27 protein-coding genes and 1 pseudogene are annotated in these 25,028 nt (G+C 76.3%); 8 read left to right on the top strand and 20 right to left on the bottom strand.

Annotated features, from left to right (window positions below; translation table 11 throughout):
* Nucleotides 1-127: 127 nt before the first annotated feature.
* Both WHI96_RS27840 and WHI96_RS12035 read left to right on the top strand, forming a co-directional pair.
* A pseudogene (locus tag WHI96_RS27840) lies at nucleotides 128-853 on the top strand (maleate cis-trans isomerase family protein); the annotation flags it as partial.
* Between the two features lie 975 nt (nucleotides 854-1,828).
* Complete coding sequence (locus WHI96_RS12035; RefSeq protein WP_345644627.1) at nucleotides 1,829-2,497, top strand: class I SAM-dependent methyltransferase; 669 nt, start codon at nucleotides 1,829-1,831, stop codon at nucleotides 2,495-2,497.
* Nucleotides 2,498-2,512: 15 nt separating this feature from the next.
* On the opposite strand, the gene WHI96_RS12030 is transcribed toward WHI96_RS12035, so the two are convergent.
* Both WHI96_RS12030 and WHI96_RS12025 read right to left on the bottom strand, forming a co-directional pair.
* Nucleotides 2,513-3,316, bottom strand: coding sequence for a methyltransferase domain-containing protein (locus tag WHI96_RS12030; RefSeq protein ID WP_345644629.1), 804 nt, complete (start codon nucleotides 3,314-3,316; stop codon nucleotides 2,513-2,515).
* Between the two features lie 21 nt (nucleotides 3,317-3,337).
* On the bottom strand, nucleotides 3,338-3,712 hold the full coding sequence (locus WHI96_RS12025; RefSeq protein WP_425571586.1) for a DUF3253 domain-containing protein: 375 nt from the start codon (nucleotides 3,710-3,712) through the stop codon (nucleotides 3,338-3,340).
* Nucleotides 3,713-3,772: 60 nt separating this feature from the next.
* Here WHI96_RS12025 and WHI96_RS12020 point away from each other — a divergent pair, with 60 nt between their 5' ends.
* Entirely contained in the window at nucleotides 3,773-4,300 is a 528-nt protein-coding gene (locus WHI96_RS12020; protein WP_349302379.1) for a hypothetical protein, read from the top strand.
* Between the two features lie 40 nt (nucleotides 4,301-4,340).
* Here the strand turns inward: WHI96_RS12020 and WHI96_RS12015 are convergent, their stop codons facing one another.
* The 3 genes from WHI96_RS12015 to WHI96_RS12005 all read right to left on the bottom strand — a co-directional run bounded on the left by WHI96_RS12015 (nucleotide 4,341) and on the right by WHI96_RS12005 (nucleotide 7,353).
* The gene (locus WHI96_RS12015) at nucleotides 4,341-5,183 is read right to left on the bottom strand and encodes a shikimate dehydrogenase (RefSeq protein ID WP_345654647.1); all 843 of its coding nucleotides are present in this window, start codon (nucleotides 5,181-5,183) and stop codon (nucleotides 4,341-4,343) included.
* A 22-nt stretch (nucleotides 5,184-5,205) separates the two neighbouring features.
* Nucleotides 5,206-5,844: a nicotinamide mononucleotide transporter family protein gene (locus WHI96_RS12010; RefSeq protein WP_345654643.1), complete on the bottom strand. Its 639-nt coding sequence runs from the start codon at nucleotides 5,842-5,844 to the stop codon at nucleotides 5,206-5,208.
* Nucleotides 5,845-5,952: 108 nt separating this feature from the next.
* A complete protein-coding gene (locus tag WHI96_RS12005) occupies nucleotides 5,953-7,353 on the bottom strand; it encodes a PLP-dependent cysteine synthase family protein (protein ID WP_345654640.1) in 1,401 nt (466 codons plus the stop codon).
* Nucleotides 7,354-7,392: 39 nt separating this feature from the next.
* On the opposite strand from WHI96_RS12005, the gene dprE2 reads away from it, so the two are divergent.
* Both dprE2 and WHI96_RS11995 read left to right on the top strand, forming a co-directional pair.
* Nucleotides 7,393-8,148: a decaprenylphospho-beta-D-erythro-pentofuranosid-2-ulose 2-reductase gene (dprE2, locus tag WHI96_RS12000; RefSeq protein WP_345654637.1), complete on the top strand. Its 756-nt coding sequence runs from the start codon at nucleotides 7,393-7,395 to the stop codon at nucleotides 8,146-8,148.
* Between the two features lie 207 nt (nucleotides 8,149-8,355).
* Entirely contained in the window at nucleotides 8,356-9,435 is a 1,080-nt protein-coding gene (locus tag WHI96_RS11995) for a dipeptidase (RefSeq protein WP_345654634.1), read from the top strand.
* Nucleotides 9,436-9,452: 17 nt separating this feature from the next.
* Here WHI96_RS11995 and WHI96_RS11990 read toward each other — a convergent pair whose 3' ends face one another.
* From WHI96_RS11990 to WHI96_RS11970, 5 genes are all read right to left on the bottom strand, one after another.
* Nucleotides 9,453-10,964: an SGNH/GDSL hydrolase family protein gene (locus tag WHI96_RS11990; protein WP_345654632.1), complete on the bottom strand. Its 1,512-nt coding sequence runs from the start codon at nucleotides 10,962-10,964 to the stop codon at nucleotides 9,453-9,455.
* Between the two features lie 108 nt (nucleotides 10,965-11,072).
* Nucleotides 11,073-11,579 carry a DUF309 domain-containing protein gene (locus tag WHI96_RS11985; protein ID WP_345654629.1) on the bottom strand — a complete coding sequence of 169 codons (507 nt, stop codon included), beginning with the start codon at nucleotides 11,577-11,579 and terminating at the stop codon, nucleotides 11,073-11,075.
* Nucleotides 11,580-11,756: 177 nt separating this feature from the next.
* Nucleotides 11,757-12,674 carry a TIGR03854 family LLM class F420-dependent oxidoreductase gene (locus tag WHI96_RS11980; protein WP_345654626.1) on the bottom strand — a complete coding sequence of 306 codons (918 nt, stop codon included), beginning with the start codon at nucleotides 12,672-12,674 and terminating at the stop codon, nucleotides 11,757-11,759.
* 39 nt (nucleotides 12,675-12,713) lie between these two features.
* Nucleotides 12,714-13,640 carry a TIGR03854 family LLM class F420-dependent oxidoreductase gene (locus WHI96_RS11975; protein ID WP_345654623.1) on the bottom strand — a complete coding sequence of 309 codons (927 nt, stop codon included), beginning with the start codon at nucleotides 13,638-13,640 and terminating at the stop codon, nucleotides 12,714-12,716.
* 21 nt (nucleotides 13,641-13,661) lie between these two features.
* Complete coding sequence (locus tag WHI96_RS11970; RefSeq protein ID WP_345654621.1) at nucleotides 13,662-14,240, bottom strand: TIGR03086 family metal-binding protein; 579 nt, start codon at nucleotides 14,238-14,240, stop codon at nucleotides 13,662-13,664.
* Nucleotides 14,241-14,415: 175 nt separating this feature from the next.
* Here WHI96_RS11970 and WHI96_RS11965 point away from each other — a divergent pair, with 175 nt between their 5' ends.
* Entirely contained in the window at nucleotides 14,416-14,748 is a 333-nt protein-coding gene (locus WHI96_RS11965) for a DUF3817 domain-containing protein (protein ID WP_345654618.1), read from the top strand.
* 420 nt (nucleotides 14,749-15,168) lie between these two features.
* On the opposite strand, the gene WHI96_RS11960 is transcribed toward WHI96_RS11965, so the two are convergent.
* From WHI96_RS11960 to WHI96_RS11920, 9 genes are all read right to left on the bottom strand, one after another.
* Nucleotides 15,169-15,654 (bottom strand): hypothetical protein, encoded by a 486-nt coding sequence (locus WHI96_RS11960; RefSeq protein WP_345654615.1) that lies wholly within the window; start codon nucleotides 15,652-15,654, stop codon nucleotides 15,169-15,171.
* The gene (locus WHI96_RS11955) at nucleotides 15,647-15,922 is read right to left on the bottom strand and encodes a helix-turn-helix transcriptional regulator (RefSeq protein WP_345654612.1); all 276 of its coding nucleotides are present in this window, start codon (nucleotides 15,920-15,922) and stop codon (nucleotides 15,647-15,649) included. The genes WHI96_RS11960 and WHI96_RS11955 overlap by 8 nt, the downstream gene beginning before the upstream one ends.
* A gap of 41 nt (nucleotides 15,923-15,963) precedes the next feature.
* Nucleotides 15,964-16,791: an SWIM zinc finger family protein gene (locus tag WHI96_RS11950; protein WP_345654609.1), complete on the bottom strand. Its 828-nt coding sequence runs from the start codon at nucleotides 16,789-16,791 to the stop codon at nucleotides 15,964-15,966.
* On the bottom strand, nucleotides 16,784-19,867 hold the full coding sequence (locus WHI96_RS11945) for an SNF2-related protein (RefSeq protein ID WP_345654606.1): 3,084 nt from the start codon (nucleotides 19,865-19,867) through the stop codon (nucleotides 16,784-16,786). The genes WHI96_RS11950 and WHI96_RS11945 overlap by 8 nt, the downstream gene beginning before the upstream one ends.
* Before the next feature lie 78 nt (nucleotides 19,868-19,945).
* A complete protein-coding gene (locus WHI96_RS11940; RefSeq protein WP_345654603.1) occupies nucleotides 19,946-20,500 on the bottom strand; it encodes an alpha/beta hydrolase in 555 nt (184 codons plus the stop codon).
* On the bottom strand, nucleotides 20,500-20,688 hold the full coding sequence (locus WHI96_RS11935; RefSeq protein WP_345654600.1) for a VOC family protein: 189 nt from the start codon (nucleotides 20,686-20,688) through the stop codon (nucleotides 20,500-20,502). The genes WHI96_RS11940 and WHI96_RS11935 overlap by 1 nt, the downstream gene beginning before the upstream one ends.
* Before the next feature lie 44 nt (nucleotides 20,689-20,732).
* Nucleotides 20,733-21,230 carry an SRPBCC family protein gene (locus WHI96_RS11930; protein WP_345654597.1) on the bottom strand — a complete coding sequence of 166 codons (498 nt, stop codon included), beginning with the start codon at nucleotides 21,228-21,230 and terminating at the stop codon, nucleotides 20,733-20,735.
* Nucleotides 21,227-21,571 (bottom strand): ArsR/SmtB family transcription factor, encoded by a 345-nt coding sequence (locus tag WHI96_RS11925; RefSeq protein WP_345654594.1) that lies wholly within the window; start codon nucleotides 21,569-21,571, stop codon nucleotides 21,227-21,229. The genes WHI96_RS11930 and WHI96_RS11925 overlap by 4 nt, the downstream gene beginning before the upstream one ends.
* A 66-nt stretch (nucleotides 21,572-21,637) precedes the next feature.
* Complete coding sequence (locus tag WHI96_RS11920; protein WP_345654592.1) at nucleotides 21,638-22,624, bottom strand: pirin family protein; 987 nt, start codon at nucleotides 22,622-22,624, stop codon at nucleotides 21,638-21,640.
* An 81-nt stretch (nucleotides 22,625-22,705) separates the two neighbouring features.
* On the opposite strand from WHI96_RS11920, the gene WHI96_RS11915 reads away from it, so the two are divergent.
* Both WHI96_RS11915 and WHI96_RS11910 read left to right on the top strand, forming a co-directional pair.
* Nucleotides 22,706-23,590 (top strand): SMP-30/gluconolactonase/LRE family protein, encoded by an 885-nt coding sequence (locus WHI96_RS11915; protein ID WP_345654589.1) that lies wholly within the window; start codon nucleotides 22,706-22,708, stop codon nucleotides 23,588-23,590.
* A 5-nt stretch (nucleotides 23,591-23,595) separates the two neighbouring features.
* A complete protein-coding gene (locus WHI96_RS11910) occupies nucleotides 23,596-24,030 on the top strand; it encodes a TIGR03668 family PPOX class F420-dependent oxidoreductase (RefSeq protein ID WP_345654587.1) in 435 nt (144 codons plus the stop codon).
* Between the two features lie 78 nt (nucleotides 24,031-24,108).
* Here WHI96_RS11910 and WHI96_RS11905 read toward each other — a convergent pair whose 3' ends face one another.
* Nucleotides 24,109-24,873, bottom strand: a complete 765-nt coding sequence (locus WHI96_RS11905) for an alpha/beta fold hydrolase (protein WP_345654584.1) — start codon at nucleotides 24,871-24,873, stop codon at nucleotides 24,109-24,111.
* Nucleotides 24,874-25,028 lie beyond the last annotated feature (155 nt).

The raw sequence follows: 25,028 nt of genomic DNA, 5'->3' as shown, positions 1-25,028 counted from the left end.
ACCGCTGGCATCCTTACGGCAGGACGATCGAGAACGGGCAGTACCCACACGGCCTCCGGCGGGCGTCCTCACCATCGCGAAACCGCCGCGACCCGTGGCGGCAACGATGTACGGTGATCGTTGCGTCATGGAGGCCGGTATGGGTGAGCTGTCGTCCCCGCGGGATCGGGACCGGGTGGGTGTGGTCGTGCCGTACGACTTCGCCCTCGACCGTGAGATGTGGCGGTGGGTCCCCGAGCGGGTCACCCTGCACGTGACCCGCACGCCGTTCGTCGCGACCCCGGCCGACGCCGCGCAGGCCCGGCTGATCTCCGACCCGGCGATGGTCCGGCGGGCCGCCGGCGACGTGCTGGCCCCGGGGCCCGCCGTCGTCGCGTACTCGTGCACCTCGGGGAGCTTCGTCGGTGGCGTGGCGGGGGAGGCCGCGCTGCGCGAGGCGGTGCTGGGAGCGGGCGCGCCGGCGGCGGTCACGACGGCGGGGTCGCTGGTGGCGGCGTGCGCCGAGCTGGGGGTCACCCGGCTCGCCGTCGCCACTCCCTACGTCGACGACCTCACCGAACTGCTCGCCGACTTCCTCGCCGGGTCCGGGGTCGACACCGTCGCCCGGCACGGCCTGGGCCTGCTCGGCCACATCTGGACGACGACCCCGGAGCAGGTCGCCGCGGCCGTGCGCGCCGCGGACCACCCCGACGCGCAGGCGGTCTTCGTCTCCTGCACCAACCTGCCCACCTACGACGCGATCGCCGTGCTGGAGCGCGAGCTCGGCAAGCCGGTGCTCACCGCGAACCAGGTGACGATGTGGGCCGCGCTGCGTGCGGCCGGGCACCCCGCCGTCGGGCCCGGGCAGACCCTCGTCGACGGCCCGTGCGTCCCGCCGGTGCTGCGGGTCGTCGACGCCGCGGACCCGGGCTCGACGGATCCCGGCCCGGCGGCCCTCGACCCGGCGGCCCTCGGCGCCGTGGCCGAGCCGGGACCGGCGCCGCTGCTCAAGGTCCGCGTCCGGCTGCCCGACGAGTCCGGTGCGCTGGCCCGGCTCACCGCGGCCGTCGCCGAGGTCGGGGGCAACATCCTGTCGCTGTCGGTGCACGGCCGCGACGCGGGCACCGTCGTCGACGAGATGCTCGTCGGCGGCGGGGTGACCGCGGACCGGCTGTCGCGGGTGATCCGGCGACGGCTGCGCGGGTCCGGCCCGGACACCGTGCAGGTCACCCCGGCCGACCCGCACGAGCTGGTCGACGGCCCCACCCGGGCGCTCGACCTCGTGGCCGCCGCCCGCGGCCGCGACGGGGTGTTCGACGGCCTCGCCGCGCTCCTGCACGCCGACGAGGTCGGCACCGGCCCGGTCGCGGCCGGGACACACGTCCTGGAGCTCACCGCCCCGTCCGGCCCCCCGGTGCTGGCCTGCCGGGACTGGGCGCCGTTCACCGTCACCGAGCGGGCCCGCGGGGAGGCGTTCCTGCGCGCGGGCGCGGCGACCCCGCCGCCCCGGGCGACGGTGCTGCTGCCCGGCGGGGCCGAGCTCGTCGCGGAACCCGCGTCGGGGGAGGAGACCGCCGAGCTCGACGTGCTGCTGCGGACCTGCCTGGCCGGGGAACCGGCCGTGGACTGGACGGCCGCCGACCTCGCGGGGCTGCTGGCGCCCGTCGCCGGACCGGCGCTGCTGCTGCGCACCGCCGCCGGTGACCTGGTCGGTGTGGCCGCGCTGCTCGGCACCGACACCGGCGTGCCCGAGCCCGTCGTGGTGCTCCACCCGTGCCTGCGCGGGGCGGGCGTCGGCCGGTGGCTGCGCGGTCGGCTGGTTTCGGGGGTCGCCGCCTAACCTGCGGGGGTGCCCGACCCCGCCCCGCCCGACCCCGCCCCGCACGACCCCGCCCCGTCCGACCACAGCGGACTCCCCGCCGACCCCGGGGAGCCGGGCCCCGACGGGCACCCCGGGGACTGGGCGGCCTGGCGCGGCCGGGTCGACCTCGGCGACTACGACCGCAGGTGGGCGGCGATGGCCGCGGCCGGGCAGAACCCGCACGGCGAGGCCGACCTGGTCTGCGCGCTGCGCGGGGACGGCCCCGTCCTCGACGGCGGCTGCGGCACCGGCCGCGTCGCGATCGAGCTGGACCGGCGGGGTGTCGCGGTCGTCGGCGTCGACCCGGACCCGGACATGATCGTCGCGGCGCGGGCCAAGGCGCCCGCGCTGCGCTGGGTCACCACCGGCCTGGAGAGCCTGGACCTGCCCGAGCGGTTCGGACTGGTCGTGCTGGCGGGCAACGTGATCCCCTACGCCGGGGACCGCGCGGGGGTGGTCGCGGGCTGTGCCGGACACCTGCGTCCGGGCGGCCTGCTGCTGGCCGGGTTCGCCACGCAGCCGGGCTGGCCCACCCCCGACGACCACGACGCCTGGTGCGCCGCCGCCGGGCTCGACCCGGTCGCGCGATGGTCCACCTGGGACCGTGCACCCTGGTCCGGCGGTGACTACGTGGTCGCGCTGCACCGCCGCGCCTGACCCGCACCGGCCCGCTCAGCCGGGCACCCGGCACAGGACCTCGCCGTGCGGGATGACGATCCAGCCGTCGGGGTGCGCCGCCCACTCCCGCCACGCCGCGGAGATCCCGTCCAGCTCGGACCCCCCGGCCAGGCCGCGCTCGACGGCCGTCCGGCCGACGCCGGTGTGGATGCGGTCGGCCCACATCCCGCCCCAGGCGGCGCGGGCCTCCGGGGTCGCGTGGCACCAGACCGACGCCGACGGTGTCACCTCGGCGAACCCGGCCGCGTGCGCCCAACCGAGCAGCCGTCGTCCGGCGTCGGGCTCGGCGTCGTTGCCGCGGGCGACGGCCCGGTACAGCTCCAGCCAGCGGTCCAGCCGCGGGTCCTGCGGCCACCAGTGGAACCCGGCGTAGTCGGCGTCGCGGGCGGCGACCAGGCCGCCCGGTCGGGCGACCCGGCCCATCTCGCGCAGCACCGCGACCGGGTCGGACACGTGCTGGAGCACCTGGTGGGCGTGCACGACGTCCCAGGTGCCGTCCGGGTCGGACAGGGCGTAGCCGTCGTCGACGGCGAACTCCACGTCCAGGCCGCGGGCGGCGGCACCGGCGCGGGCCTGCTCCAGCGGTCCGGGCACCACCTCGACCCCGCGGACCCGGCCGGGCGCGACCCGCTCGGCCAGGTCGGCGGTGATGCTGCCGGGGCCGCAGCCGACGTCGAGCAGGCTGGTGCCGGGCGTGAGCCGGTCCAGCAGGTAGGCGCACGAGTTCTCCGCGGTGCGGGCCGCGTGCGACCGGACGACGACGCCAGGATGGCCGTGGGTGTAGGTGTCGCGGGGCACCGGCTCAGCCTGGCACGGCGCTCAGCCGGGCACGCGGCGGATCCGGATCGGGCCCCTCGCCGTCGACGGGTCCACGACCCGGCCGGACTGCACGATCTCGACCCGCCCGGCGTCGACGAGCCGGCGCGCGGCACTCCGCGCCGGTTCCATGAGGTCGCGCCAGCCGTCGGGGTCGACGGCGCGGGCCGCCTCGGACGGGCAGATCGTCGCCCCGCCCTTCCTGCGGTCGAGCAGCCCGGTGATCGCCGACTCCAGCTCGGTGTCGACCGGGCGGATCTTGCGCCTGCGGCAGCCCTGGGAGCAGTAGCGCACCTGTTCCCAGTCGTCGGCCCACTTCTTCCGCCACTCGATCCGCCGCCCGCAGACCACACAGCTCCTGTCCTCCACGACCGCCATGGTCGTCCCGCCCGCGGCGCTCCGCTCGCCGAAAAATATCAGGTGCCTTATTCTCGAAGCATGGCGCGGGTGGGGAAACGGGTGCGGCAGTGGCTGGTCTTCGTGCACGTCGCGGTGTCGGTGGGGTGGATGGGTGCGGGCGCGGCGAACGTCGTGCTCGCCGGCGTCGCGCTGGGTGCGGACCCGGCCACGGCGGCCGCCGCGTACCGGTTCGTCGACGTCGTCGACCGGTGGCTGGTCATCCCGCTGGCGTTCGCGGCGCTGGTCAGCGGGGTGGTCGTCGCGCTCGCGAGCCCGTGGGGCCTGACCCGGTACTGGTGGGTGCTGGTCAAGCTGGTGCTGACCGTCGCGGTGATCGTGTGGAGCACCCTCGCGGTGGGGGTGTGGGTGGAGCAGAGCGTGGCGGCGTTCGCGGCGGGGGACACCACGAGCCCGGTCGGCGGGGCGCTGGTCACCGGCGCGGCGCTGAACATCGCCGCGTTCCTGTTCATGACCTGGGCCTCGGTCGCGACGCCGTGGGGCCGCACGCCGTGGGCGCCGGCGCGGCGCCGCGCCGGCCGGGCCGCCGCGGCCCGGACCCCGGCCTGAGCGGCGCGACCCGGGCCGCGGCGCCGCCGGGCTGCGGGGTTCAGCTGCGGGCGAGCACGGCCGCGTCGAGCGCCTCGCGCATGGCGGCCTCCGGACCGGGACGCCCCGTCATGAGCTCGACCTGCGCGACCGCCTGCTGCAGCAGCATCTCCAGGCCGGACACGATCCGCGCCCCGGCCGCCGCCGCGCCGCCCGCGACCACCGTCGGCCACGGCGCGTAGACGGCGTCGAGCAGCACGGTCCCCGGCCGCCAGCGCGCACCGGCCAGCGCGTCGGCCGCCCCCGCCGGGAGGGTGGAGACGACCGCGTCGGCGCCCTCGAGCAGCCGCGCCGCGGCGGGCGGGTCGGTGAGCACCGCGTGCACCGTCACCTCGGTGCCGAGCCGCTCGGCCGTCCCGCGCAGCGCGGAGGTCCGCCCGGCGTCGCGGACCAGGACGTCGACGGCGTCGACCTCCATGTCGTGCAGCGCGGCGACGGCGGCCTGCGCGGTCCCGCCCGCCCCGAGCACCACGGCGCGCCCGCCGCCCGCGCCCGCGGCGCGCAGCGAGCGCGCGATGCCGGTGACGTCGGTGTTGTGCGCGGTCGCGCCGGTGCCCTCGAAGACCAGGGTGTTGCCGGCGCCGATCGCGGCCGCCCCCGGCGCGACGTGGTCGGCGACGTCGAGCAGCACCCGCTTGAGGGGCATCGTCAGCGACAGCCCCGCCCACTCCGGGCCGAGCCCGGCGACGAACCCGGCCAGGCCCGCCTCGTCGACCTCGTGCCGGTCGTAGTACCAGCCGGTCAGCCCGAGCGCGGCGTAGGCGGCGTTGTGCAGGGCGGGCGAGAGCGAGTGGGCGATCGGGGAACCGAGGACGGCGGCGCGGCGGACGGGGGTCGTGCTCATCCGGGCAGTATCCCGTGGCCGCTCAGGCCACCCGCGACGGCTCCCGCTGCGCGGCCACCAGGGTGCGCCGGGCCCGCGCCCAGCTCCACCAGCCGTGCACGACCAGCCCGGCGAACACGACGTAGACCGCGGCGGAGAACCACAGCCCCGAGGCCAGCTGCAGCGGTACGCCGACGGCGTCGACCAGCAGCCAGATCACCCAGAACTCGATGAACCGCAGCCCCTGGGCGAGGAACGCGACCGCGGTGCCGACGAAGATCGCGGCGTCCGGCCAGGGCGCCCAGCTGGCGTCGAGGGCCTCGAGGACCAGCGCCATCACGACGGTGCCGCCGACGAGCAGCCCGACCAGCCCGAGCCGCTGCGCGGTGCTCGCCCGGCGCACCGCGAGGCCGTAGACCGGGTCGCGCCTGCGCAGCCACGCGACGAGCCCGAACACCGAGATGGCGAGCACGATGACCTGCCGGAACGCCAGCCCGCCCAGGTGCGCCGAGGCGTAGACGGTGAACAGCAGCACGCAGGCCGCCATCTGCACCGGCCAGGTCGCGAGGCTGCGCCGGCGGGCCAGGAACACCACGGCGATGGCGCCGATCTGCCCGACGAGCTCGGCCCACGACACGAACTGCCCGAACGCGGTCAGCCCGTGGTGCAGCAGGAGGTCCACGACGGTCCCCTTCCCGGACGCGGCGGGCGCGCCCCGTGCCAGCAGACAACGACGACGCCGTCCCCGCCCATTCCCACCCGGCCCGGTGTGAGTGGACCCACACCGTCCTCAGGCGGGGCGGCCGCCGAGCCGGTCGCGCCGCACCTGGGTGACCGCACGGCCGTCGACCAGCACCAGGACGGCGTCGTGCCGCCCGACGGCGGCGGCGTCGAGGCGCGCGGCCGCGGCCGCGGTGGACTCGCCGTGGCCGACCGTCGCGGGCGGGGGACCGGCGTGCGCCCCGACCCGCTCGTCGGGGCGCAGCCCCACCAGGTCGGCGGGCCGGACGCTGCCGATGACGTCCGGCGCCGACCAGGTCACGGCGTCGGTCTCGCGCGGCAGTACCACCGGAACCGCGCCGCCGGGGCCCGCCCGGTCCAGGGCCGCGAGCAGCGCGGCGACGGTCGTCGTGGCCGGGGCGACGAGCAGCCCCGGCGCGTACGGGCCGACCGTGTCGCGCACCCGCGGCCCGGCGACGGCGTCGAGGAACCCGCGGCGGGTCAGCCAGTCGTCGTCGAAGTACGTCGACAGGTAGATCCGCCCGGAGTCGGGCAGCACCGCGACGACCACCGCGTCCGGCCCGGCCTCGGCGGCCACGCGCAGCGCCGCGGCCACCGCCGTCCCCGACGAGCCGCCGACCAGCAGCCCCTCGGACCGGGCGAGGCTGCGCACCGTGCGCAGCGAGTCGCCGTCGCCGATCCGCTCGACGCGGTCGTGCACCGCCGGGTCGTAGACCCGCGGCCAGGTGTCGGTGCCGGTCAGCGGGTGCAGGTAGTGGCCGACGGCCTCGACGTGGTACGGGCTGCCGTCGCCGCCGCCGTAGCGGTAGGTCCACGGGTCCGCCGCGACGACGGTGACGCCGTGCCGGCGCAGGTACCGGCCGGCGCCGGTGAGGGTGCCGCCGGTCCCCACCCCCGCGACGAGGTGGGTGACCCGGCCGCCGGTCTGCGCCCAGATCTCCGGGCCGGTCGTCCGCTCGTGCACGCCCGGGTTGGCCGGGTTGTCGTACTGGTCGGCGAGCCAGCCGCCCGGGGTCCCGGCGGCGATCCGGCCGGCCAGCCGTCGCACGTGCCGCGGGTCGTCCTGGGGCACCAGTCCCGGCGTGCGGACGACCTCGGCGCCGTAGGCACGCAGCAGCGCCTGCTTCTCGGCGGTGGTCCGGTCCGGCACCACGAACACCGCCCGGTAGCCGCGGGCGGCGGCGACCATCGCCAGGCCGATGCCGGTGTTGCCCGAGGTGCCCTCGACGATCGTGCCGCCCGGGCGCAGCGCCCCGGACTCCTCGGCGTCGAGCACCATCGCCAGCGCGGCGCGGTCCTTCACCGAGCCGCCCGGGCTGGTCCACTCGGTCTTGACCCAGACCTGCGCCGACCCCTCGGGCACGATGCGGCGCAGCCGGACCAGCGGGGTGGCCCCGACCGCGTCGAGCACCGAGTCGTACACCGCACCGGCTTCCCCGTCCGACCCCATGGCGACGATGGTCCGCCACCGGGTGGGAGGCTGCACCGTGTGGGTGGTTCGGAGCGCACGGTCCTGGTCCTGGGTGGTCGCAGCGAGATCGGGCTGGAGGTCGCCGAACGGCTCGCCGCCGGGGACACCGGCACGGTCGTGCTGGCCGCGCGCCGCCCCGGTGCGCTGACCGCGGAGGCGGCCCGGGTCCGGGCCGCGGGAGCCGCGGTGGACACCGTCGCCTTCGACGCCGACGACCTCACCGGCCACCGCCCGCTGCTCGACGAGGTGACGGCGCGCCACGGGCGGATCGACGTCGCCGTCGTCGCGTTCGGGATCCTCGGCGACCAGGCCCGTGCCGAGACCGACGCCGCGCACGCCGCCGCGATCGTGCACACCGACTACCTCGCCCAGGTGCACCTGCTCACCGAGCTGGCCCGGGTGCTGCGCGCGCAGGGGAGCGGGACGCTGGTCGTCTACTCCTCGGTGGCCGGCGTGCGGGTGCGGCGTGCCAACTACGTCTACGGCAGCGCCAAGGCCGGGCTCGACGGGTTCGCCTCCGGCCTGGCCGACGCGCTGCACGGGACCGGGGTGCGGCTGGTCCTGATCCGCCCGGGGTTCGTCGTCGGCCGGATGACCGAGGGGATGAGCCCGGCGCCGCTGTCGTCGACGCCCGCGCAGGTCGCCGACGCGACGGTGCGGGCGGTGCGGCGCGGGCGCGGCAACGCCGACGTCTGGGTGCCCGGCACCCTGCGGCTGCTGTTCCTCGGGCTGCGGCTGCTGCCCCGCGCCGTCTGGCGGCGGCTCCCCCGTTAGCGACACGGTCCGGAGACCGAACACTCCGACGACCACGTCGCCACCGGCGACGGTCGAGATACCGCACGAGGCGGGCGCCGTCGTCGTCACCGAGCTGGTCACGCCCACCCACCTCCCGGACCAGGTCGCGGCGGCCGACGAGGACATGCGCGCGGGCAGGGACGTCAGGGGCGTCACCCGCTACAGGGCCCTGGCAGGCTCCGGGGCATGGTCTACGTACTCGACGGACACAACGACCTGCCCTGGGCGCTGCGCGAGCTCTCCGGCGGCGACCCGGCCCGCGAGCCGGACGTCGCCGCCGGGGACCCGCGGCTGCACACCGACCTCCCGCGGCTGCGGGCCGGCGGGGTCGGCGCCCAGTTCTGGTCGGTCTACGTGCCCGGCGAGCTGGGCCACGACGAGGCCGTCACCGCGGTGCTCGACCAGGTGGACCGGGTGCGGCGGCTGCTCGCCGCCCACCCGGACGCCCTGGCGTTCGCCGACACCGCCGACGACGTCGACGCCGTCGTCGGCTCCGGGCGCGTCGCCTCCCTGATGGGGGCCGAGGGCGGGCACTGCATCGCCGACTCCCTCGCCGTGCTGCGGGTCCTGCGCGGCCTCGGGGTCCGCTACCTGACCCTGACCCACAACCTGAACAACAACTGGGCCGACTCGGCCACCGACACGCCCCGCCACGACGGGCTGTCGGAGTTCGGCCGCGGGGTCGTCGCCGAGATGAACCGCATCGGCATGATCGTCGACCTCTCGCACGTCGCGCCGGCGACGATGCACCAGGCCCTCGCCGTCACCACCCGGCCGGTGCTGTTCACCCACTCCGGCGCCCGCGCCGTCACCGACCACCCGCGCAACGTCCCCGACGACGTGCTGGAGGCCCTGCCCGGCAACGGCGGCGTGGTCATGGCGACGTTCGTGCCGCGCTTCGTCTCCGGCGCGGTCACCGACCGGGACACCCGTCTCGGCGAGGCGATGACCGCCGCCGGGCTCGACCACCGCGACCTCGCCGCCCGCGACCGGTTCGCCGCGACCTGGGACGGGCCGCCCGCGCCGCGCGCGACGCTGGCCGACGTCGTCGCGCACGTCGAGCACCTGCGCGAGGCCGCCGGGATCGACCACGTCGGCATCGGCGGCGACTTCGACGGCACCAGCGCGCTGCCCGAGGAGCTCTCCGACGTCTCCACCTACCCGCGGCTGCTCGACGCGCTCGCCGACCGCGGGTGGAGCGCGGAGGACCTGGCGAAGCTGGCCCACCGCAACGCGCTGCGGGTGCTGCGCGACGCCGACGCCTGAGCGACCCGGCGGCGGGGTCACGGCGTCCCGGTGGGGCGCGGGCCGGCCAGCGCCGTCGCCGCCGACGCCGCGATCCGCAGCGAGCCGACCGCCGTCGGGTGGAACGGGTCGGGGGTGGCGAGCCCCATGACGTCCGGCGGCATCCGGTCGCGGTCCGGGTCGCACAGCGGCGCCAGGGCGGGCGCGGCGGTGCTGAACCCGAAGCGGGCGGCGCCGTCGGCCAGCACGTCGTTGAGGCGGCGGTTCCGCTCCGCGAGCAGATCGAGCTTGGCCTGGTCCAGACCCGGGGTGCCGGCCGGGCCGCGCATGTCCGCGCACGTCGGGTCGAACCGGGCCGGGAACGGGTCGTAGGACAGGGTGACCACCACCCGCGGTCGCCCCGGGAGCGCGTCGAGGTCGGTGAACAGGGCGCCGACGTCGCGGGCGAACCCGGCGAGGCGGGACTCGAACTCGCCGTCGGAGAGCCGGTCGTCGCAGCTGGCCAGGCCGTAGCAGTACAGCAGGAAGTCCGACCAGGCCAGGTCGTTCGGGCCGACCGCGACGACCACCCACTGCAGGTTGCGGACCTGCTTGAGCCGCCCGACCTGCGGGTCGACGGTGACGCCCTCGCGCGGCTGCGGCCCGCGCAGCCCGGTCGCGACGCCCGCCCCGGCGCAGGCCAGGTTCAGGACGTCCTCGCCGCGCAGCCGGGCCAGCTCCGCGGCGGTGGAGTCGGTGCTGCGCCCGCAGGCGCGGTCCTCGGAGGTGACGGTGCCGTCGTCCTGCCGCAGCGGCGGGCCGCCGATCCGGGCCGCCCGGGAGTCCCCGACCACCGCGCCCGCGACGCCGGTGACCGCGGGCCCGACCGGTGAGGGGGTGACCGTCGCCGCCCCGACCAGGTCGGTCAGCGAGGTGACCCTCCCCAGACCGGTGAGGGTGCCGTGCAGCGCGGCGACCCCGGCGCCCGCCCACAGCAGCACCGACGCGGTCACCGCGACGACGGTCATCCGCCCGATCGGCCCGGCCAGGTCGTCCCAGTGCACCGGCCGGTACCGGCGGGTGCGGGTCCGGCGCAGCGCCAGCAGCAGCCGCGCGGTCGCCATCAGGCCGCTGCCCAGCAGCGCGACCAGCACGATGCCCGCGGCGCCCCACAGGTACCAGGTCGTGAACCCCTCACCGAGGTCGCGGACCGCGTCGCCGGCTCCGTCGACGGTGTGCGGGCCCAGGACGGGGCCGTTGTCGGCGGGCCGCTTCAACGGCCCGATCGACAGCCGCGGCCGGATCGGGCCCCACACCTGCACGGTCGTGAGGTCGAACTCGGCGTTGCCGAGCTGGGCGATCTGCGCGGGCCCGGACAGGGTCAGCGGCGGGACCCGGGCGCCGACGCCGACGTCCTGGCCGAACACCTCGACGTGGTTCTCCGGCGTCAGCAGGATCACCAGCGGGACACCGACGACGGCGATCAGCGCGAGCAGCAGCAGCGTGGGCAGGGACCGGGCCTCGCGCAGGAGCGCGCGCGGCCAGGACCGGGGGGTGGGGCGGGCGGGCACCGTCAGCGGACTCCGGCCGGCGCGGTCTGGGTGGGCACGGGGCCATGGTGGCCCGGCGGCGGCACCGGAGTCACGGACGTCGCGGGGTGGCGTCGGACTCCCCGGCGCTCAGGCCCCCGGCCGGGCGCCCCGCAGCCGTGGGGCGAGCCGTGCCGTCGTGACGGCACCGGCGCCGTCCCGTTCGACGTCGTCGGCGAGGGCGTCCGCGTGCGTGACCAGGCCGTCGAGGTCCAGACCGGCCGGGACGGCGACGTCGAGCACCCGCCACAGCCGGACGCCCTCCGCGCCGCGACGCAGCAGCGACACCGCGCCGCGGGCGTTGCCGCGCTGGGCGTGGGTCAGCCCGACCGCGAGCTGCGCCAGCGCCCGCCACAGGTCGCGGGTGTCGTCGCCGGCGTCCTTCCAGGCGCCCTCGAGGATCTCGTGGGCGTTGAACGGCAGGCCCGAGTCGAGCAGGCGCTGGGCCTCGGTGACGGCCTCGGCGGGGGAGAGCACCAGGTCCTCGGGCACCCGCTCGACGCCGGGTGCGCCGTGCGGGAGCGGACGCCCGGCGGCGTCGCGGGGGCGGGCGTTGCGGGCGCGGCCCCGGCCGTCGCGGTCGCGGGAACGGGTCATGGCTGAGAGCGTGCCAGCTCGGCGGTGAGCGTGCGGCACGATCACCGAACTGTTCGGCGTCCGCGGCGGGGTGGCCGTGGTCACCGGCGGCATCGGCCGCATGATCGCGGGTGGTCTCGCCGTGGCCGGGGCGCGGGGTCGACGTGTCGTCCTGACCCGGGCGCCGCAGGCCGGTGCTCAGCCGGACTGCAGCGGCCCGAGCTCGCTGGTGAACCGGTCGAGGAACCCCGGCCAGTCCGCCACCGGCCCGGTCGGGCGCACCACGAACTTGGTGAGGCCGCCGTCGGCGTGCCGGCGGACCAGCTCGGCGACGCCGCCCCAGCCGTCGCCGACGATGTCGCGCCAGTCGACGTCCGGGCGCTGGGCCGCGGCCGGCGCCCGGGCGTGGGCGGGGTCCGCGCCGGGCGGGGCGACCCACAGGTTGGTGCCGTAGTGGTCGTCGTCGATCGTGCGGCCGGCGTCGCGGGCGGCGGTCTCGATGATCCCGCGGGCCCGGGCGGTCTCGGCGGGGGTGAGGAAGCTGGCGAGCCAGCCGTCGGCGAGCCGTCCGGCGCGCCGGAGCCCGGCGTCGGCGCGTCCGCCCAGCCACAGGTCGAGCGGGGCGGCCGGGCGGGGGAGGACGGCGGCGTCGTCGAGGGTGAAGAACTCGCCGTGGTGGGTCACCGAGTCCTCGGTGAGCAGCCGGCGCAGCACGACGAGGGACTCCTCGAACACCGCGGCGCGCCGGCCCGGTACGGGGTGCAGCTGCCGGTCGCAGGGCTGGGCGGCCTGCAGCCCGAACACCGGCAGGATCCGCCGGGGCGCGAGCACCGCCAGCGACGCGAGCTCGGAGGCGAGCAGCATCGGGTTGCGCCCGGGCAGCACCGTGACGCCGGTGCCGACCTTGAGGGTGCGGGTGCGCGCCGCCGCCCAGGCGCTGCCGACCATCGGGTCGACCACCGACTTCGACGCGATGTCGGCCAGCCACAGCGAGTCGACCGCGGAGGCGTCGAGGGCGTGGAGCAGCTCGTCGAACTCGTCGGCGAAGGTGGGCAGGTCGCGGGCCCCGACGAGGCCGAGACCGATGCGGACCGTGCCGTGCGGGGAGTCGACCACTCACTCACCGTAGGTGATCGGTCACCCGTTCGGGAACATTCAGTCCGACTCGAGTGGCCCCAGCTCGGCGACGAACTCGTCGAGGAACCGGGCCCAGTCCTGCGCCGGAGCGGCGGGGCGCACCACGAACTTCGTCAGCCCGCCCTCGACGTGGCGGCGGATCTGCTCGGCGGCGCCGTCCCAGCCGCGGGCGACCAGCTGCTCCGGGTCGGCGTCGGGCCGCTGCTGGGCGGCCCGGTGCAGCGCGTGGTCGGCCGCGGCGCCGGACCCGTCGCCGGGCAGCACGACGGTGACGTTGGTGCCGTAGTGGTCGTCGTCGATCGCCCGGCCGGCGTCGCGGGCGGCGGCCTCGATGACGGTGCGGGCGCGGGCGGACTCGTGGGGGGTGAGGAAGCTGCCCAGCCAGCCGTCGGCGAGCCGGCCGACCCGGCGCAGCCCGACCTCCGCGCGCCCGCCCAGCCACAGGTCGAGCGGGCGGGCCGGGCGCGGAGCGACCGTCGCGTCGTCGAGGGTGAAGAACTCGCCGTGGTGGGTCACCGACTCCTCGGACAGCAGCCGTCGCAGCACCACGAGGGACTCCTCGAACACCGCGGCCCGGGTGCCGGGGACGGGGAACAGCTGGCGCTCCGACGGCGTCGCCGCCCGGATGCCGAACGCGGGCAGGATCCGCTTCGGCGCCAGCACCGCCAGCGACGCGAGCTCGGCCGCGAGCAGCATCGGGTTGCGACCGGGCAGGATCGTGACGCCGGTGCCGACCTTGAGCGTCCGGGTCCGGGCGGCCGCCCAGGTGGTGCCGACCAGCGCGTCGACGCCGGGGGCGGAGACGAGGTCGGGCAGCCACAGCGAGTCGATGCGCGCGCGTTCGAGGGCGTCGACGAACTCGTCGAACTCCGAGCCGGGGTCGGTGGCGCGCAGCCCCACCGAGCCGACGCCGATGCGGACCTTGCCGTGCGGGGAGGTCACCACGCCGGTCGACGCTACCTCGCGTCAACGGCCCCGGCGCGGGTCGCGACCGCTGTTGCCGAGCGCCCGGTGGAACGGCGGTGCGTCGTCCCCGACGGCGACGACCGGCCCGAACAGGCCCGCCCGTGACGCCTCCTCCCCGGGTGCGGACATCGCGGTGGTGAACTCCAGGACGGCGGCGACGGCGTCGTCGTCGGGGGTGAACGGGCGACCGGTCGCGACGGCGAGGTCCCAGCCGTGCAGGACCAGCTCGTCGAGGGCGATGACCCCGGCGACGTCGGCGGGCAGGTCCATCCCACCCGCCGCGGTGAACCCCTCCCAGGCGGCCGGCTCGCGCCAGGCCTCGGCCAGCGCGGTGAGCCGGGCCGGGATCGCGGTGCGCCAGTCCGCGACGAGGTGCGCGGCGTCGGCGCTCGGCGCGGTACCCGCGGCCTCGGGGGACTTCTGCGCCGCGACCCGGAACGCCCACGCCAGACCGTGCAGGTGGTCGAGCAGGGCGGCGACGGTCATGTCGTCGCAGGGGGTCGGGTCGTGGAGCTGGTCGTCGCGGACACCGGCGACGGCGTCGGCGACGGCGCGGGCGGTCGGGGCGAGATCGAGCACGGATGCCACCTCCGGTCGGGTCGGTGCCCCACGGTCGCGGGGCCCTGCCTGCTCCGACCGTTCGCGACGCGCCGACTCATCGCACCGCGTGTCTTTCGACACCCGGTAGAAGGTGATGCGGGGGATACGGCAGAGTGGATTCCGACGTCCCGTCCGCCTGGAGGAAGCACCCGTCATGAACGACCCGTCCCTCGTCGCCAAGGTCTTCCGTGCCGTGGCGATCGCCGAGGCGCTGTCCTGGACCGGCCTGCTGATCGGCATGTTCGTCAAGTGGGTCCTGGCCTCCACCGAGGTCGGGGTGCAGGTCATGGGGCCGATCCACGGGGCGCTGTTCGTCGCCTACGTGCTCGTCACGCTGTGGACCGCGCGGCTGTTCCGCTGGGACCTGCGCACCATCGTGATCGGCCTGCTCGCGAGCATCCCGCCGCTGACGACGATCTGGTTCGAGCGCCACGCCGGGGCCACCGGCCGCCTCGACCCGGCCCGCGCCCAGCCCGTCGCCGGCTGAGTCCTCCCGGATTCCCGTGCCGCCCTTGACGCTTGAGGTAAGCCTAGGCTAACTTTCACGAGTCGCTTCGTGGTGGGAGCGGCGCGTCAGTTCGGGAGACACGGCCCGGCCGCATCGACCACGGCGGCCGGGCCGTCCCGCGTTCCGGGACGGTGTCGCGTCCCGGTTCCGCGGAACGCGCCGACGGCCCGGTCGAGGCTCTCGGTCGCGTCCCGGCTCTCCACGGTTCCCGGCGGCCGTGCGGTCGAACCGTCGACCGGTTCACGGAACGTCCGGGAGGTCCGCTCCCCGCCACGGCTTGACAGCGTAGGTAAGCCTTGGCTAAGTTTCACGTGTCGCTTCGTGGTGGGAGCGGCGCGTCAGTTCGGGACGAGGGCCCGGTCGCTCGACCACGGCGACCGGGCCCTCACACATGTCCGATCAGTCCTCGCTCGGGCCGGGCTCCCGGATCGACCGCAGGCGCAGGCCCAGGCCCGCAGTCATGGCGACGGCGAGCAGCACGACGTAGAGCCCCGTGCCGGCGAGGTCGCCGCCCACCCACCAGTGGGCGGCCCCGGCGGCGACCACGAGCAGCGGCAGCATCAGCAGCGTGCGGAGGGTCTCCGCGCGGTCGCGCTCGGGCGTGACGTGCGTCCCGTACCGCTGCCGGCCGACGGCCCGCGCGACCAGCCACGCGACGAGCACGGCCATGACCAGTCCGAGCACCGCACCGGACCAGGTCGCCCCGGGGGCGTCCCGCAGTCCGAGCGGGCGCCCCAGTACGACGAGCGCGCCGACCGCCCCGACGATCACGACCACCTGCAGCTCCAGGCAGCGGCGTCGCAGCAGCACCAGCTCCGCGCGCTCGTCGGTCTCGTTCCTGATCCGCTCCTGCGCCTTGCGCAGGGCCGTCCACGGACTACGCATCCCGGCCTCCCGTCTGCGGTGCGTCACGCCGGGCGCGGATCCCGTCGGCCTCCGCGGTGGGCAGCGCGAACAGCTGCTCCACCGGGGTGTCGAGTGCCACCGCCAGCCGTAGCGCGACCGCCGTCGACGGGTTGTACCCGCCCGCCTCGATCTCGACCACGGTCTGGCGACTCACGCCGACCAGCTCGCCCAGCCGTCTCTGTGTCAGGCCCGCCCGGCGCCGCGCGGTGGCGACGTCGGATCGCACGTCGGCGGAGAGCCTGCCCATGAGACAACTCTACCCGACATGAGTCGGGTCTACCCGACCTTTCACACGTCCGGGTGGGCCAGCGCCCGGTACACCGGCCGCAACGCGTCGGTCAGTCGCCCGCCGTCCGCCCGCAGCGACGGCTCGGGCACCTGGTCCAGCACCGCACCCGGCTCGGTGTCCGGCGGCCGCGGGGGAGCGGACCCTGCCGCGCCCTCCCAGAAGCTCTGCAACAGGTCCGCCAGCGGCGCCGGCCCGACCGGTGCGGACGGGCCGGCGGCGCTGTCGCGCTCGGCCCGCAACCGCTCCAGCAGCGCGTCCCGGTCGCGTCCGCGCAGCGTGAGCAGGGTGAACGGGTCGGTGTCGCAGCGCTCGGCCAGCACGTAGAACACCGCGGCCAGGTGCTTGCACGGCACCGTGTGGTCCGGGCACGAGCAGTCCTGCGACAGGTCGGCGCCCGCGGCCGGGAACAACGACAGCTCCAGGCCGTCGAGCAGCTCCTCGATCTCCGGGGGCACGGTCCCCGACAGCAGGGCCGCGGTGTACCAGGCGTCGGCGGCGAGGGCCTGCTCCACGCGCCGCCACTGCGTCTTGTCCCAGACCCGCAGCCCGATCCGGACGCGGTACGGCTGCGGCCGGGTGCCCTGCACCAGCGCGACCACGGCGCCCGCGTCGACGTCGAGGGAGACGATCTGACCCGACCGGGCGTAGCTGCGGCCACGCGAGAGCCGCCCGCCGACGCCGAGCTGCTCCAGCACCGCGAGGAACCGTGCCGACCACCAGGTCCGGGCGACGGCGCCCGTCGACGCGTGGATCCGGATCCCGCCCTCGACACGGCGCGGCGGCCCACCGGTGAAGTCCTCCTGCGCCCAGAACGGCCGGTCACTCATCGGCGTCGCCCGTCTCCTCGTCGGGGTCGGCCACCGCGTCCGAGCCGAGCGCGAACACCGCACGCAGCTCGGAGGTCGACAGCGACGTCAGCCAGTCCTCACCGCCGGTCACCACCATGTCCGACAGCGACCGCTTCGCCGTGACCAGATCCTCGATCCGCTCCTCGACCGTGCCCGGGCACACGAACCGGCGCACCTGCACCGCGCGCCGCTGCCCGATCCGGAACGCCCGGTCGGTGGCCTGGTCCTCCACCGCCGGGTTCCACCACCGGTCCAGGTGGATCACGTGGTTCGCCGCGGTGAGCGTGAGCCCGGTGCCGCCCGCGCGCAGCGACAGCAGGAACAGCGACGGACCCTCCCCGGACTGGAACCGGGCGACCATCTCGTCGCGCCGCTTCTTCGGGGTGCCGCCGTGCAGGTAGAGCACCTCGGTGTCGAACCGCGCCGACAGGTGCGGGCGCAGCATCGCGGCGAACTCGGTGTACTGGGTGAACAGCAGCGCCCGGTCCCCGGCGGCGAGCACCGGCTCCAGGATCTCCTCCAGCCGGGCGACCTTGCCCGAGCGGTGCCGACCGCCGCTGCGGTGGACCGGGGACCCGTCGTGCAGCAGCTGCGCGGGGTGGTTGCAGACCTGCTTGAGCTTGCTCATCGCGGCCAGCACGTTGCCGCGGCGCTCGATGCCGTCGCTGCCCTCGATCTTCTCCATCATGTCGTCGACGACGGTCCGGTACAGCGACGCCTGCTCCCGGGTGAGCCGGTGGTCGGCCACGATCTCGATCTTCTCCGGGAGGTCGTCGATCACCGTGGGGTCGGTCTTGACCCGCCGCAGCAGGTAGGGCCGGGTGATCCGGCGCAGCGTGCGGGCCGTCCCGGCGTCGCGGTGGCGCTCGATCGGCACCGCGAACCGCTGCCGGAACACCTCCGGCACCCCGAGCACGCCCGGGTTGAGGAAGTCCATCACCGACCACAGCTCGGCCAGCCGGTTCTCCATCGGGGTGCCGGTCAGCGCGACCCGGTGGGCCGCGTCGAACGACCGCATCGTGCGCGACGCCGCCGCGTGCGCGTTCTTGATCATCTGGGCCTCGTCGAGGACGAGGCGGTGGAACCGCCACGCCCGCAGGTCCTCGGCGTCGCGGGTCGCGGTCGCGTAGGTGGTGACGACGAGGTCGGCCTCGCCCAGCCGGGCGTGCAGGGCCTCACCGCGCGGGCGGGTGGCCCCGTGGTGGGCGTGCACCCGCAGGCCGGGTGCGAACGTCGCGGCCTCCCGCTGCCAGGTGCCGACCATCGACATCGGGCACACGATGAGCGTCGGGGCGCCGGTCGGCCCGCCGGACCGGTCGTGGGCCTCCAGGGCCAGCAGCTGGACGGTCTTGCCCAGCCCCATGTCGTCCGCCAGGCACGCCCCCAGCCCCAGCGACGACAGGAACGCCAGCCACGCCACCCCGCGCTCCTGGTAGGGGCGCAGCGTCGCGGTGAACCCCGGCGGCGACGGCACCGGCGTCAGCGTCCGCTCGGCGGTGCCCTCCAGCAGCGCCCCGAGGTGCCCACGGGCGGACACGTCGGTCACCGGCAGCGGGGCGCCCGCGTCGCCACGCGCCGCGGCCAGCACCTCGCCGACGGTGGGCGGCCGGTCCCGGTGGCGGCGCAGGAAGTCCAGCCCCTGGGCCAGCGCCTGGGCGTCGACCGCGACCCAGCGCCCGCGCAGCCGGACCAGCGGCGCCTTCGCCGCCACCAGCGCGGCGATCTCGGACTCGCCCAGCTCCTCGTCGCCGACGGCGAGCGACCAGCGGAACTCCGCCAGCTCGTCACGGCCCAGCCCGCCGCGGGTGATCACCCCCGGCGCCGGGGCCGACGACGCCGACAGCCGTAGCCCCAGCGGGCGGCGCCCGTCCCAGCCGCGCGGCAGCGCCACCCCGAACCCGGCCGACAGCAGCGCGGGTGCGTCCCGGGTGAGGAACCGGTGGGCGCCGGTGACGTCGAGCTCGAGCCCGGTCGGGCGGGCCCGGCGCAGTGCGGGCACCAGCCCGGGCAGCACCTGCGCGGCCCGCCCCAGCTCGGCCAGCAGCACGTCCTGCGCACCGGAGACCAGGGCGTCGGCCTCCCCGGCCCACACGCCGGCCGCGTCGAACACCAGGCTCGGGTCCTCGGTGGAGCGCAGCGCGAACCGGAGCTCCCATCGGGTGCCGTCGCCGGTCTGGTCGTCGAGGTCCGGGCCGGGGTCGGCCGGGTCGTGCAGCGTGGCGACCTCGGCGAGCCGGAACAGCGCGGTCGCGGCGCCGGGCTGCTCGCGGCCGACGTCGTCCCACACGGCCAGTGCCTCGCGCAGCACCCGCAGGCCGGCGCCGACCGCGGGCAGGTCCGCCGACGGGCCGGTCAGCGCGTGCAGCAGCGCCGCCGGGGCGTCCGCGCGGGCGGGCAGCGGGACGGGCATCGCGGCGCTGCGCCCCAGCCGGTCGCGGACCGCGGCGTCGGTGAACCGGGCGAGCGCGGCGTCGACCAGGGTGTCCGGGTCCTGTCCGGCGACGTCGCCGGGGCGGCGCTGCTCGGCCCGCGCGACCGGGGGCAGCCGCCGCACCAGGTCGGCGCGGGCGACCGCGTCGAGACCCTGGACGACCGGGCGCCAGCGCGCCGCGGGCCGGCCGGACTCGGTGAGCAGCACCGGCAGCACCCGGCCGCGCGCCGCGAGCTCCTCGGCGAGCCGGGCGAGGTCGGCGAGGTGGGTGAACCCGGCGCCGTAGCGGACCTCGTCGGAGGGGTCGGTCAGCTCGGAGGGGTCGACGGCGACCGCGGGCACCGTCCACGGCGCGAGCGTCGGCGCGCCCCGGCTCCGGGTGCGCGGCCGGGACCGGACCAGGCCGGGGGAGTCCTGCGGGCCCGACGGGTGCGAGGGCAGCAGCACCGTCACCGACGCCGGCTTGCCCGGATGGATCGCGGCCAGCTCGTCCGACGGCACCGCGAACGGGTGTGGCCGGGCCGTGCGCAGCGACCGGCGGTCGGTGCGGGGGGTGCGCTCGCCGTCCTCCGCCCACAGCAGGACGCCCCGGGTGGGGGAGTGCAGGGCGTGGACGACGAACACGCCCCCGAATCTAGGCCCGACCCCCGACAGCGACCGCGCGCAGGAGCCCGGCCGCGGCCGCGCACGCCTCGTCGGTGATCACGTGCTCGTCGCCGGGGCGATCCGCAGGTCCACCCGCGCACCCCCGGCGAGCAGCAGCGACGCCGTCTCCTGCACCCGGTGGGCGGGTACCCACGGGTCGTGCGCGACCGACCGCAGGATCGCCGGGGTCGGGGCCGGTGCCCCGGGCCGGCGGCGCCGGGACCGGGTCCGGACCGACGCACCCGCCGGTGAACAGCACCAGTCCCGCGCGCACGGGCGCGGGTCGCGCACCAGCAGGTGGTGCGCGGCCAGGCAGGCGCCCTGGGAGAACCCCCACAGCACCACCCGGTCCCGGCCGACACCGGCGTCGGCGAGCCGGGCCAGCTCGTCGTCGACGACGCCCAGGGCGCGCAGCAGCGCGTCGCGGTTCTCGTCGAGCGGCTCCAGGAACGGCTTCGGGTACCAGCTGCCGCCCGGCGCGGCCGGGGCGACGAACCGTGCGGGCACCTCCCCGAACCGGGCCGCGGTGGTCCGCACGTCGTCGGGGTCGCGGCCCCGCCCGTGCAGGGCGAGCACGACCCGCGGCGCCTCCGGATCCCCCCGGGTGGCCATCAGCCCTCGATCGGTTCCAGCCCGGCGAAGATCTCCTCGCGCCGGTGCTCGAACTGCTCGGGCAGCTGGAACCGGGTGCCGAGCTCCTGCGGGGACTCGTCGCAGGTCCAGCCGCCCTCGTCGCGGACCGGGCATTCCGCGCGCTGCGCATGCGGGGGTCGCGGCGGGGGTTCCGCGGGCCGTCCCACTTCGGGCAGGTGTTCGAACGCGCGACGGGCCTGACTCCGGCGGCCTACCGGGAGGGCGCCCGCTCGGCGAGCAGCTCGTCGAGCTGCTCGTAGCCCTCGTTCACCCCGACGTCCATGCCCGAGGCGAGCATCGCGTCGCGGGCGGCGAACGATTCGTACAGCGACTCCGCGACCAGCCGGGTCCGCCCGCCGGGCAGCGGGGTCAGGGTCATCGTCTCCAGGCAGACGCTGTCGCCGAAGCCCTCGTAGGTGAAGGTCTGCACGATCCGCTCCGGGGCCCGGACCTCGTGGAACGAGCCGAAGAAACGGTACTCGTTGCCCTCGTCGGCGTGGGTGTAGCGGTAGCCGCCGCCGGTCGCGGCGTCCCAGCGGTTCACGGTCATCGTCAGCCCGCGCGGACCCAGCCAGCGTACGACCTTGTCCTCGTCGACGTGGGCGTCGAAGACCCGCTCCGGCGGGGCGTCGAACTCGCGGGTGATGCGGATGGTGGGCAGGCCGTCGACGGTGTCGATGGTCGTGCCGCGGGTGCCGGTGGTGCTCATGCCGTCTCCTCGTGCTCGGTGGGTGCGGTCTCGTCGGCGAGCACGTCGTCGAGGCGCGCGTAGCGCTCCTCCACCTGCCGCCGGTACCGCTCGATCCAGGCCGTCATCAGGTCGAAGACCTCCGCCTCGAGGTGCACCGGACGGCGCTGGGCCTGCCGGCTGCGCCGGACCAGCCCCGCGTCCTCCAGCACCCGGATGTGCTTGGAGACGGCCTGTACGGAGACGTCGTAGGGCTCGGCCAGCTCGTTCACGGTCGCGTCGGCCGTCGCCAGCCGGGCCACCATGTCGCGCCGGATCGGGTCCGCCAGTGCGGCGAAGACCCGGTTCAGCCGGTCCTCCACGTCGCCTCCTCGTTCAACCTCTCGGTTGAATACACCGTAGCGCCGGGAGGGTTCGTATTCAACCCCTCAGTTGAACGAGCCGGGTAGGGAGCCGTGCGGCACGTGGTCCGACGGCACCACACCGAGGCGGCCGCGCTGGTAGTCCTCGAACGCCTGCCGCACCTCCTCGCGGGTGTTCATCACGAACGGGCCCGCCCACGCGACGGGCTCGCGGATGGGCTGCCCGCCCAGCACCACGACGTCCAGCGACGGGTGACGGGACTCCTGCCCCGTGCCGCCCTCGACGGTGATCAGGTCCCCGGGGCCGAACACCGCGAGCCGGCCGGTGCGTACCGGGCGCCGGTCCGCACCGACGGTGCCGGACCCGCTCAGCACGTAGACCAGCGCGTTGTAGGGCCGCGGCCACGGCAGCCGCAGCTGTGCGCCGGGGGAGACGGTCGCGTGCACCATCGCCATCGGGGTGCGGGTCGAGCCCGGTCCGGACGCGCCCGCCACGTCGCCGGCGATCACCCGCAGCAGCGCGCCGCCGTCGGGGGTGGTGACCAGGGCGGCCTCGCCGCCGCGCAGGTCCTGGTACTTCGGCGGCAGCCACTTGTCCGCGCGCGGGAGGTTCACCCACAGCTGCAGGCCGTGGAGCAGTCCGCCGCTGCGCACCAGCGACTCCGGCGGACGCTCGATGTGCAGCAGGCCCGAGCCCGCGGTCATCCACTGGGTGTCGCCGTCGGTGATCGTCCCGCCGCCGCCGTGGCTGTCACCGTGCTCGAAGGTCCCGTCGATGATGTAGGTGACGGTCTCGAAACCGCGGTGCGGGTGCCACGAGGTCCCCTTCGGCTCGCCCGGGGCGTACTCGACCTCGCCCATCTGGTCCATGTGCAGGAACGGGTCGAGGTCGCGCAGGTCCACGCCGGAGAAGGCGCGGCGGACCGGGAAGCCCTCGCCCTCGTATCCGCGCGGGGCGGTGGTGACGCTGCGGACGCCCCGGTCCAGGTCGGTCGGGCCCGGGACGGGCACGCGGGGCAGGGCGCTGACGTCGGCGACGGACACGGCGGGCATCGGGACCTCCACGGTCGGTGGTTGTTGCACGGTCAACGACCGCGCTGGCGCCCCGATTCCCGGGAGGCCAGACTGACCGCCATGACGGAGCTGTCGACGGTGTTGTCGGACATGTCGTTCCTCGAGGGCCCACGCTGGCACGACGGGAGGATCTGGGTCAGCGACTTCTACACCCACCGGGTGCTCTCGGCCCGCGCCGACGGATCGGACCTGCGCACCGAGGCCGAGGTGCCCCAGCAGCCCTCCGGCCTGGGCTGGCTGCCCGACGGCAGGCTGCTGATCGTGTCCATGCGCGACCGGCGGATCCTGCGCCGCGAGACCGACGGCACGCTCGCCACCCACGCCGACCTGTCCGGCCACGCCGAGCACGTGCTCAACGACATGGTCGTCGACGACGGCGGTGGCCTCTGGGTGGGCAGCTTCGGCTTCGACCTGATGAACGGCGCCCCGCGCGCCGCCGCGCCGCTGCTGCGCGTCGCGCCGGACGGTTCCGTGTCGGTGGCGAGCGAGCCGCTGCACTTCGCGAACGGACCCGCGCTGTCCGGTGGGGACCTCGTCGTCGCCGAGACCTTCGGCAACCGGATGTCCGCCTTCGCGGTCGGCGACGACGGCACGCTCGGCCCGCGCCGGGACTGGGCGCTGTTCGGTCCGCCGTCGGCCGCCGAGGACCCGTTCGACGCCATCGCCGAGCTCGCCGTCGCCCCGGACGGGATCTCCGCCCCCGACGCGGAGGGCGCGATCTGGGCCGCCGACGCCATCGGCAACCGGGCGATCCGGGTCCGCCCCGGCGGGCTGGTCGACGGCGAGGTCTCCACCGGCCAGGTCGGCACCTACGCCTGCGCACTCGGCGGCGACGACGGCCGCACCCTGTTCCTCTGCACCGCACCCGGGTTCGCCGAGCACGAGCGCCGCGACACCCGCCTGGCGCAGCTGCTCGCCGTCTGGGTGGACGTCCCGGCGGCCTGAGCCCCGTGCCCTCCCTCGACGAGACCGCCGCCCGCGCGCTGCTCACCGGCGCGCGGGTGGCGCGGCTCGCGACGATCCGCGCCACCGACGGCACCCCGCGCCTGGTGCCGGTCACCTTCGCGCTCGTCGACGGGCTGGTGGTGTCGGCCGTCGACGACGTCAAGCCCAAGCGGCACCGCCGCCTCGCGCGGCTGCGCGACATCGAGGCCGACCCGCGGGTGGCCCTGCTCGCCGACCGCTACGACGACGACTGGTCGCAGCTGTGGTGGGTCCGTCTGGACGCCACCTGCGCCATCCACGACGACGGCGACCTGCACGACCGCGCCGTCGCGGCCCTGTCCGGGAAGTACGCCCCCTACGCCGCCCGGCCGCCCGAGGGCCCGGTGCTGGCCCTGACCCCCGCCCGCTGGACCGCCTGGACCGCCACCCCACCTCCATGATCACGCGTCCGCGCGCGGAACCGGACCGCGCGCGCGTCGCGGCGCGCGCGCACCGCGGTTCCGCGCGCGAACCCGTGATCAAGGCAGGTCGCGCAGGAAGGTCGTGATCGCCTCGGCGGTCTCGTCGGGCAGCTCCAGGTGGGGCGCGTGCCCGCACGGCAGCCCGGTCACCGTCACCGGCCCGGACGCCCGCTCCTGGACCGCCCGCACGTGCAGGATGCTGCCGTAGGGGTCGTCGTCGCCCTGCAGGCCCAGCACCGGGGCGGTGATCCCGGCCAGCGCGTCGCGGACGTCCCAGGAGGTGAACTCCTCGGCCAGCCACATGTCGTTCCACCCGCGGAACGCGGCGTCCGGGTCGTCGTGGTGGCGGGCCATCCGGGTGCGCAGGTCGCCGTCCTCGAACGCGGTGCGGGCCGCCCGGATCGCGGTGAGGGCGAACCGCTCGGTCAGCACGTGCGGGGCGAGCACCACCACCCCGCTCACCGCCATCGCCGCGGCGGCGAGCAGCGCGATGGTGCCGCCGTCGGAGTGCCCGACGAGGACCGGCCGGTCCAGCCCGAGCGCGGCGCACAGGGCCGGGACGGTCGTCGTCGCCTCGATCGCCATGAACTCCGTGCCGCGCGGCGCGGGCGGCCGGTCCGAGCGGCCGTGCCCGAGCCGGGAGTAGGCCACCGCCCGGCGGCCGGCCGCGGCCGCGATCCGCTCGTGGAACCCGCGCCACAGCCCCACCGAGCCGAGCCCCTCGTGCAGGAACAGCAGGGGCGCGCGGCCGTCGCCGGGGCCGCCGGTGTCGGAGTACTCGTGGCGCAGGCCGTCCAGTTCCAGCAGCGACGTCGCAGGCACATCACGATCGTAGTGCTCGCTGTTGCGTCGTCCGGAACGGTCGTGGAGGCTCGCTCGCGTGATCCCCGACCTCCGGCTGACGGCGCGTCTGCACGTCGACCTGTGCCGGATGTGGTCGTCCGCCTGTCGTTGACGCCTGCCGCGTGTCCTGAAGC

Origin of the sequence: Pseudonocardia tropica (assembly GCF_040105315.1) — a bacterium.
GTDB classification, from domain to species: Bacteria; Actinomycetota; Actinomycetes; order Mycobacteriales; family Pseudonocardiaceae; genus Pseudonocardia; species Pseudonocardia alni.
This window is presented reverse-complemented; position numbering and strand designations above follow the sequence as displayed.

Bases quoted from the DNA above. Each gene is read 5' to 3' on its own strand.
- WHI96_RS11995 (WP_345654634.1), top strand. From the start codon at position 8,356: ATGGTCTACGTACTCGACGGACACAACGACCTGCCCTGGGCGCTGCGC.
- WHI96_RS11955 (WP_345654612.1), bottom strand. From the start codon at position 15,922: ATGGGCAGGCTCTCCGCCGACGTGCGATCCGACGTCGCCACCGCGCGG.
- WHI96_RS12025 (WP_425571586.1), bottom strand. From the start codon at position 3,712: ATGGCGGTCGTGGAGGACAGGAGCTGTGTGGTCTGCGGGCGGCGGATC.
- WHI96_RS11930 (WP_345654597.1), bottom strand. From the start codon at position 21,230: ATGAGCACCACCGGCACCCGCGGCACGACCATCGACACCGTCGACGGC.
- WHI96_RS12005 (WP_345654640.1), bottom strand. From the start codon at position 7,353: ATGGGGTCGGACGGGGAAGCCGGTGCGGTGTACGACTCGGTGCTCGAC.
- WHI96_RS11915 (WP_345654589.1), top strand. From the start codon at position 22,706: ATGACGGAGCTGTCGACGGTGTTGTCGGACATGTCGTTCCTCGAGGGC.
- WHI96_RS11960 (WP_345654615.1), bottom strand. From the start codon at position 15,654: ATGCGTAGTCCGTGGACGGCCCTGCGCAAGGCGCAGGAGCGGATCAGG.
- WHI96_RS12015 (WP_345654647.1), bottom strand. From the start codon at position 5,183: ATGAGCACGACCCCCGTCCGCCGCGCCGCCGTCCTCGGTTCCCCGATC.
- WHI96_RS11985 (WP_345654629.1), bottom strand. From the start codon at position 11,579: ATGACCCGTTCCCGCGACCGCGACGGCCGGGGCCGCGCCCGCAACGCC.
- WHI96_RS11965 (WP_345654618.1), top strand. From the start codon at position 14,416: ATGAACGACCCGTCCCTCGTCGCCAAGGTCTTCCGTGCCGTGGCGATC.
- WHI96_RS11950 (WP_345654609.1), bottom strand. From the start codon at position 16,791: ATGAGTGACCGGCCGTTCTGGGCGCAGGAGGACTTCACCGGTGGGCCG.
- WHI96_RS11940 (WP_345654603.1), bottom strand. From the start codon at position 20,500: ATGGCCACCCGGGGGGATCCGGAGGCGCCGCGGGTCGTGCTCGCCCTG.
- WHI96_RS11920 (WP_345654592.1), bottom strand. From the start codon at position 22,624: ATGCCCGCCGTGTCCGTCGCCGACGTCAGCGCCCTGCCCCGCGTGCCC.
- WHI96_RS12020 (WP_349302379.1), top strand. From the start codon at position 3,773: ATGGCGCGGGTGGGGAAACGGGTGCGGCAGTGGCTGGTCTTCGTGCAC.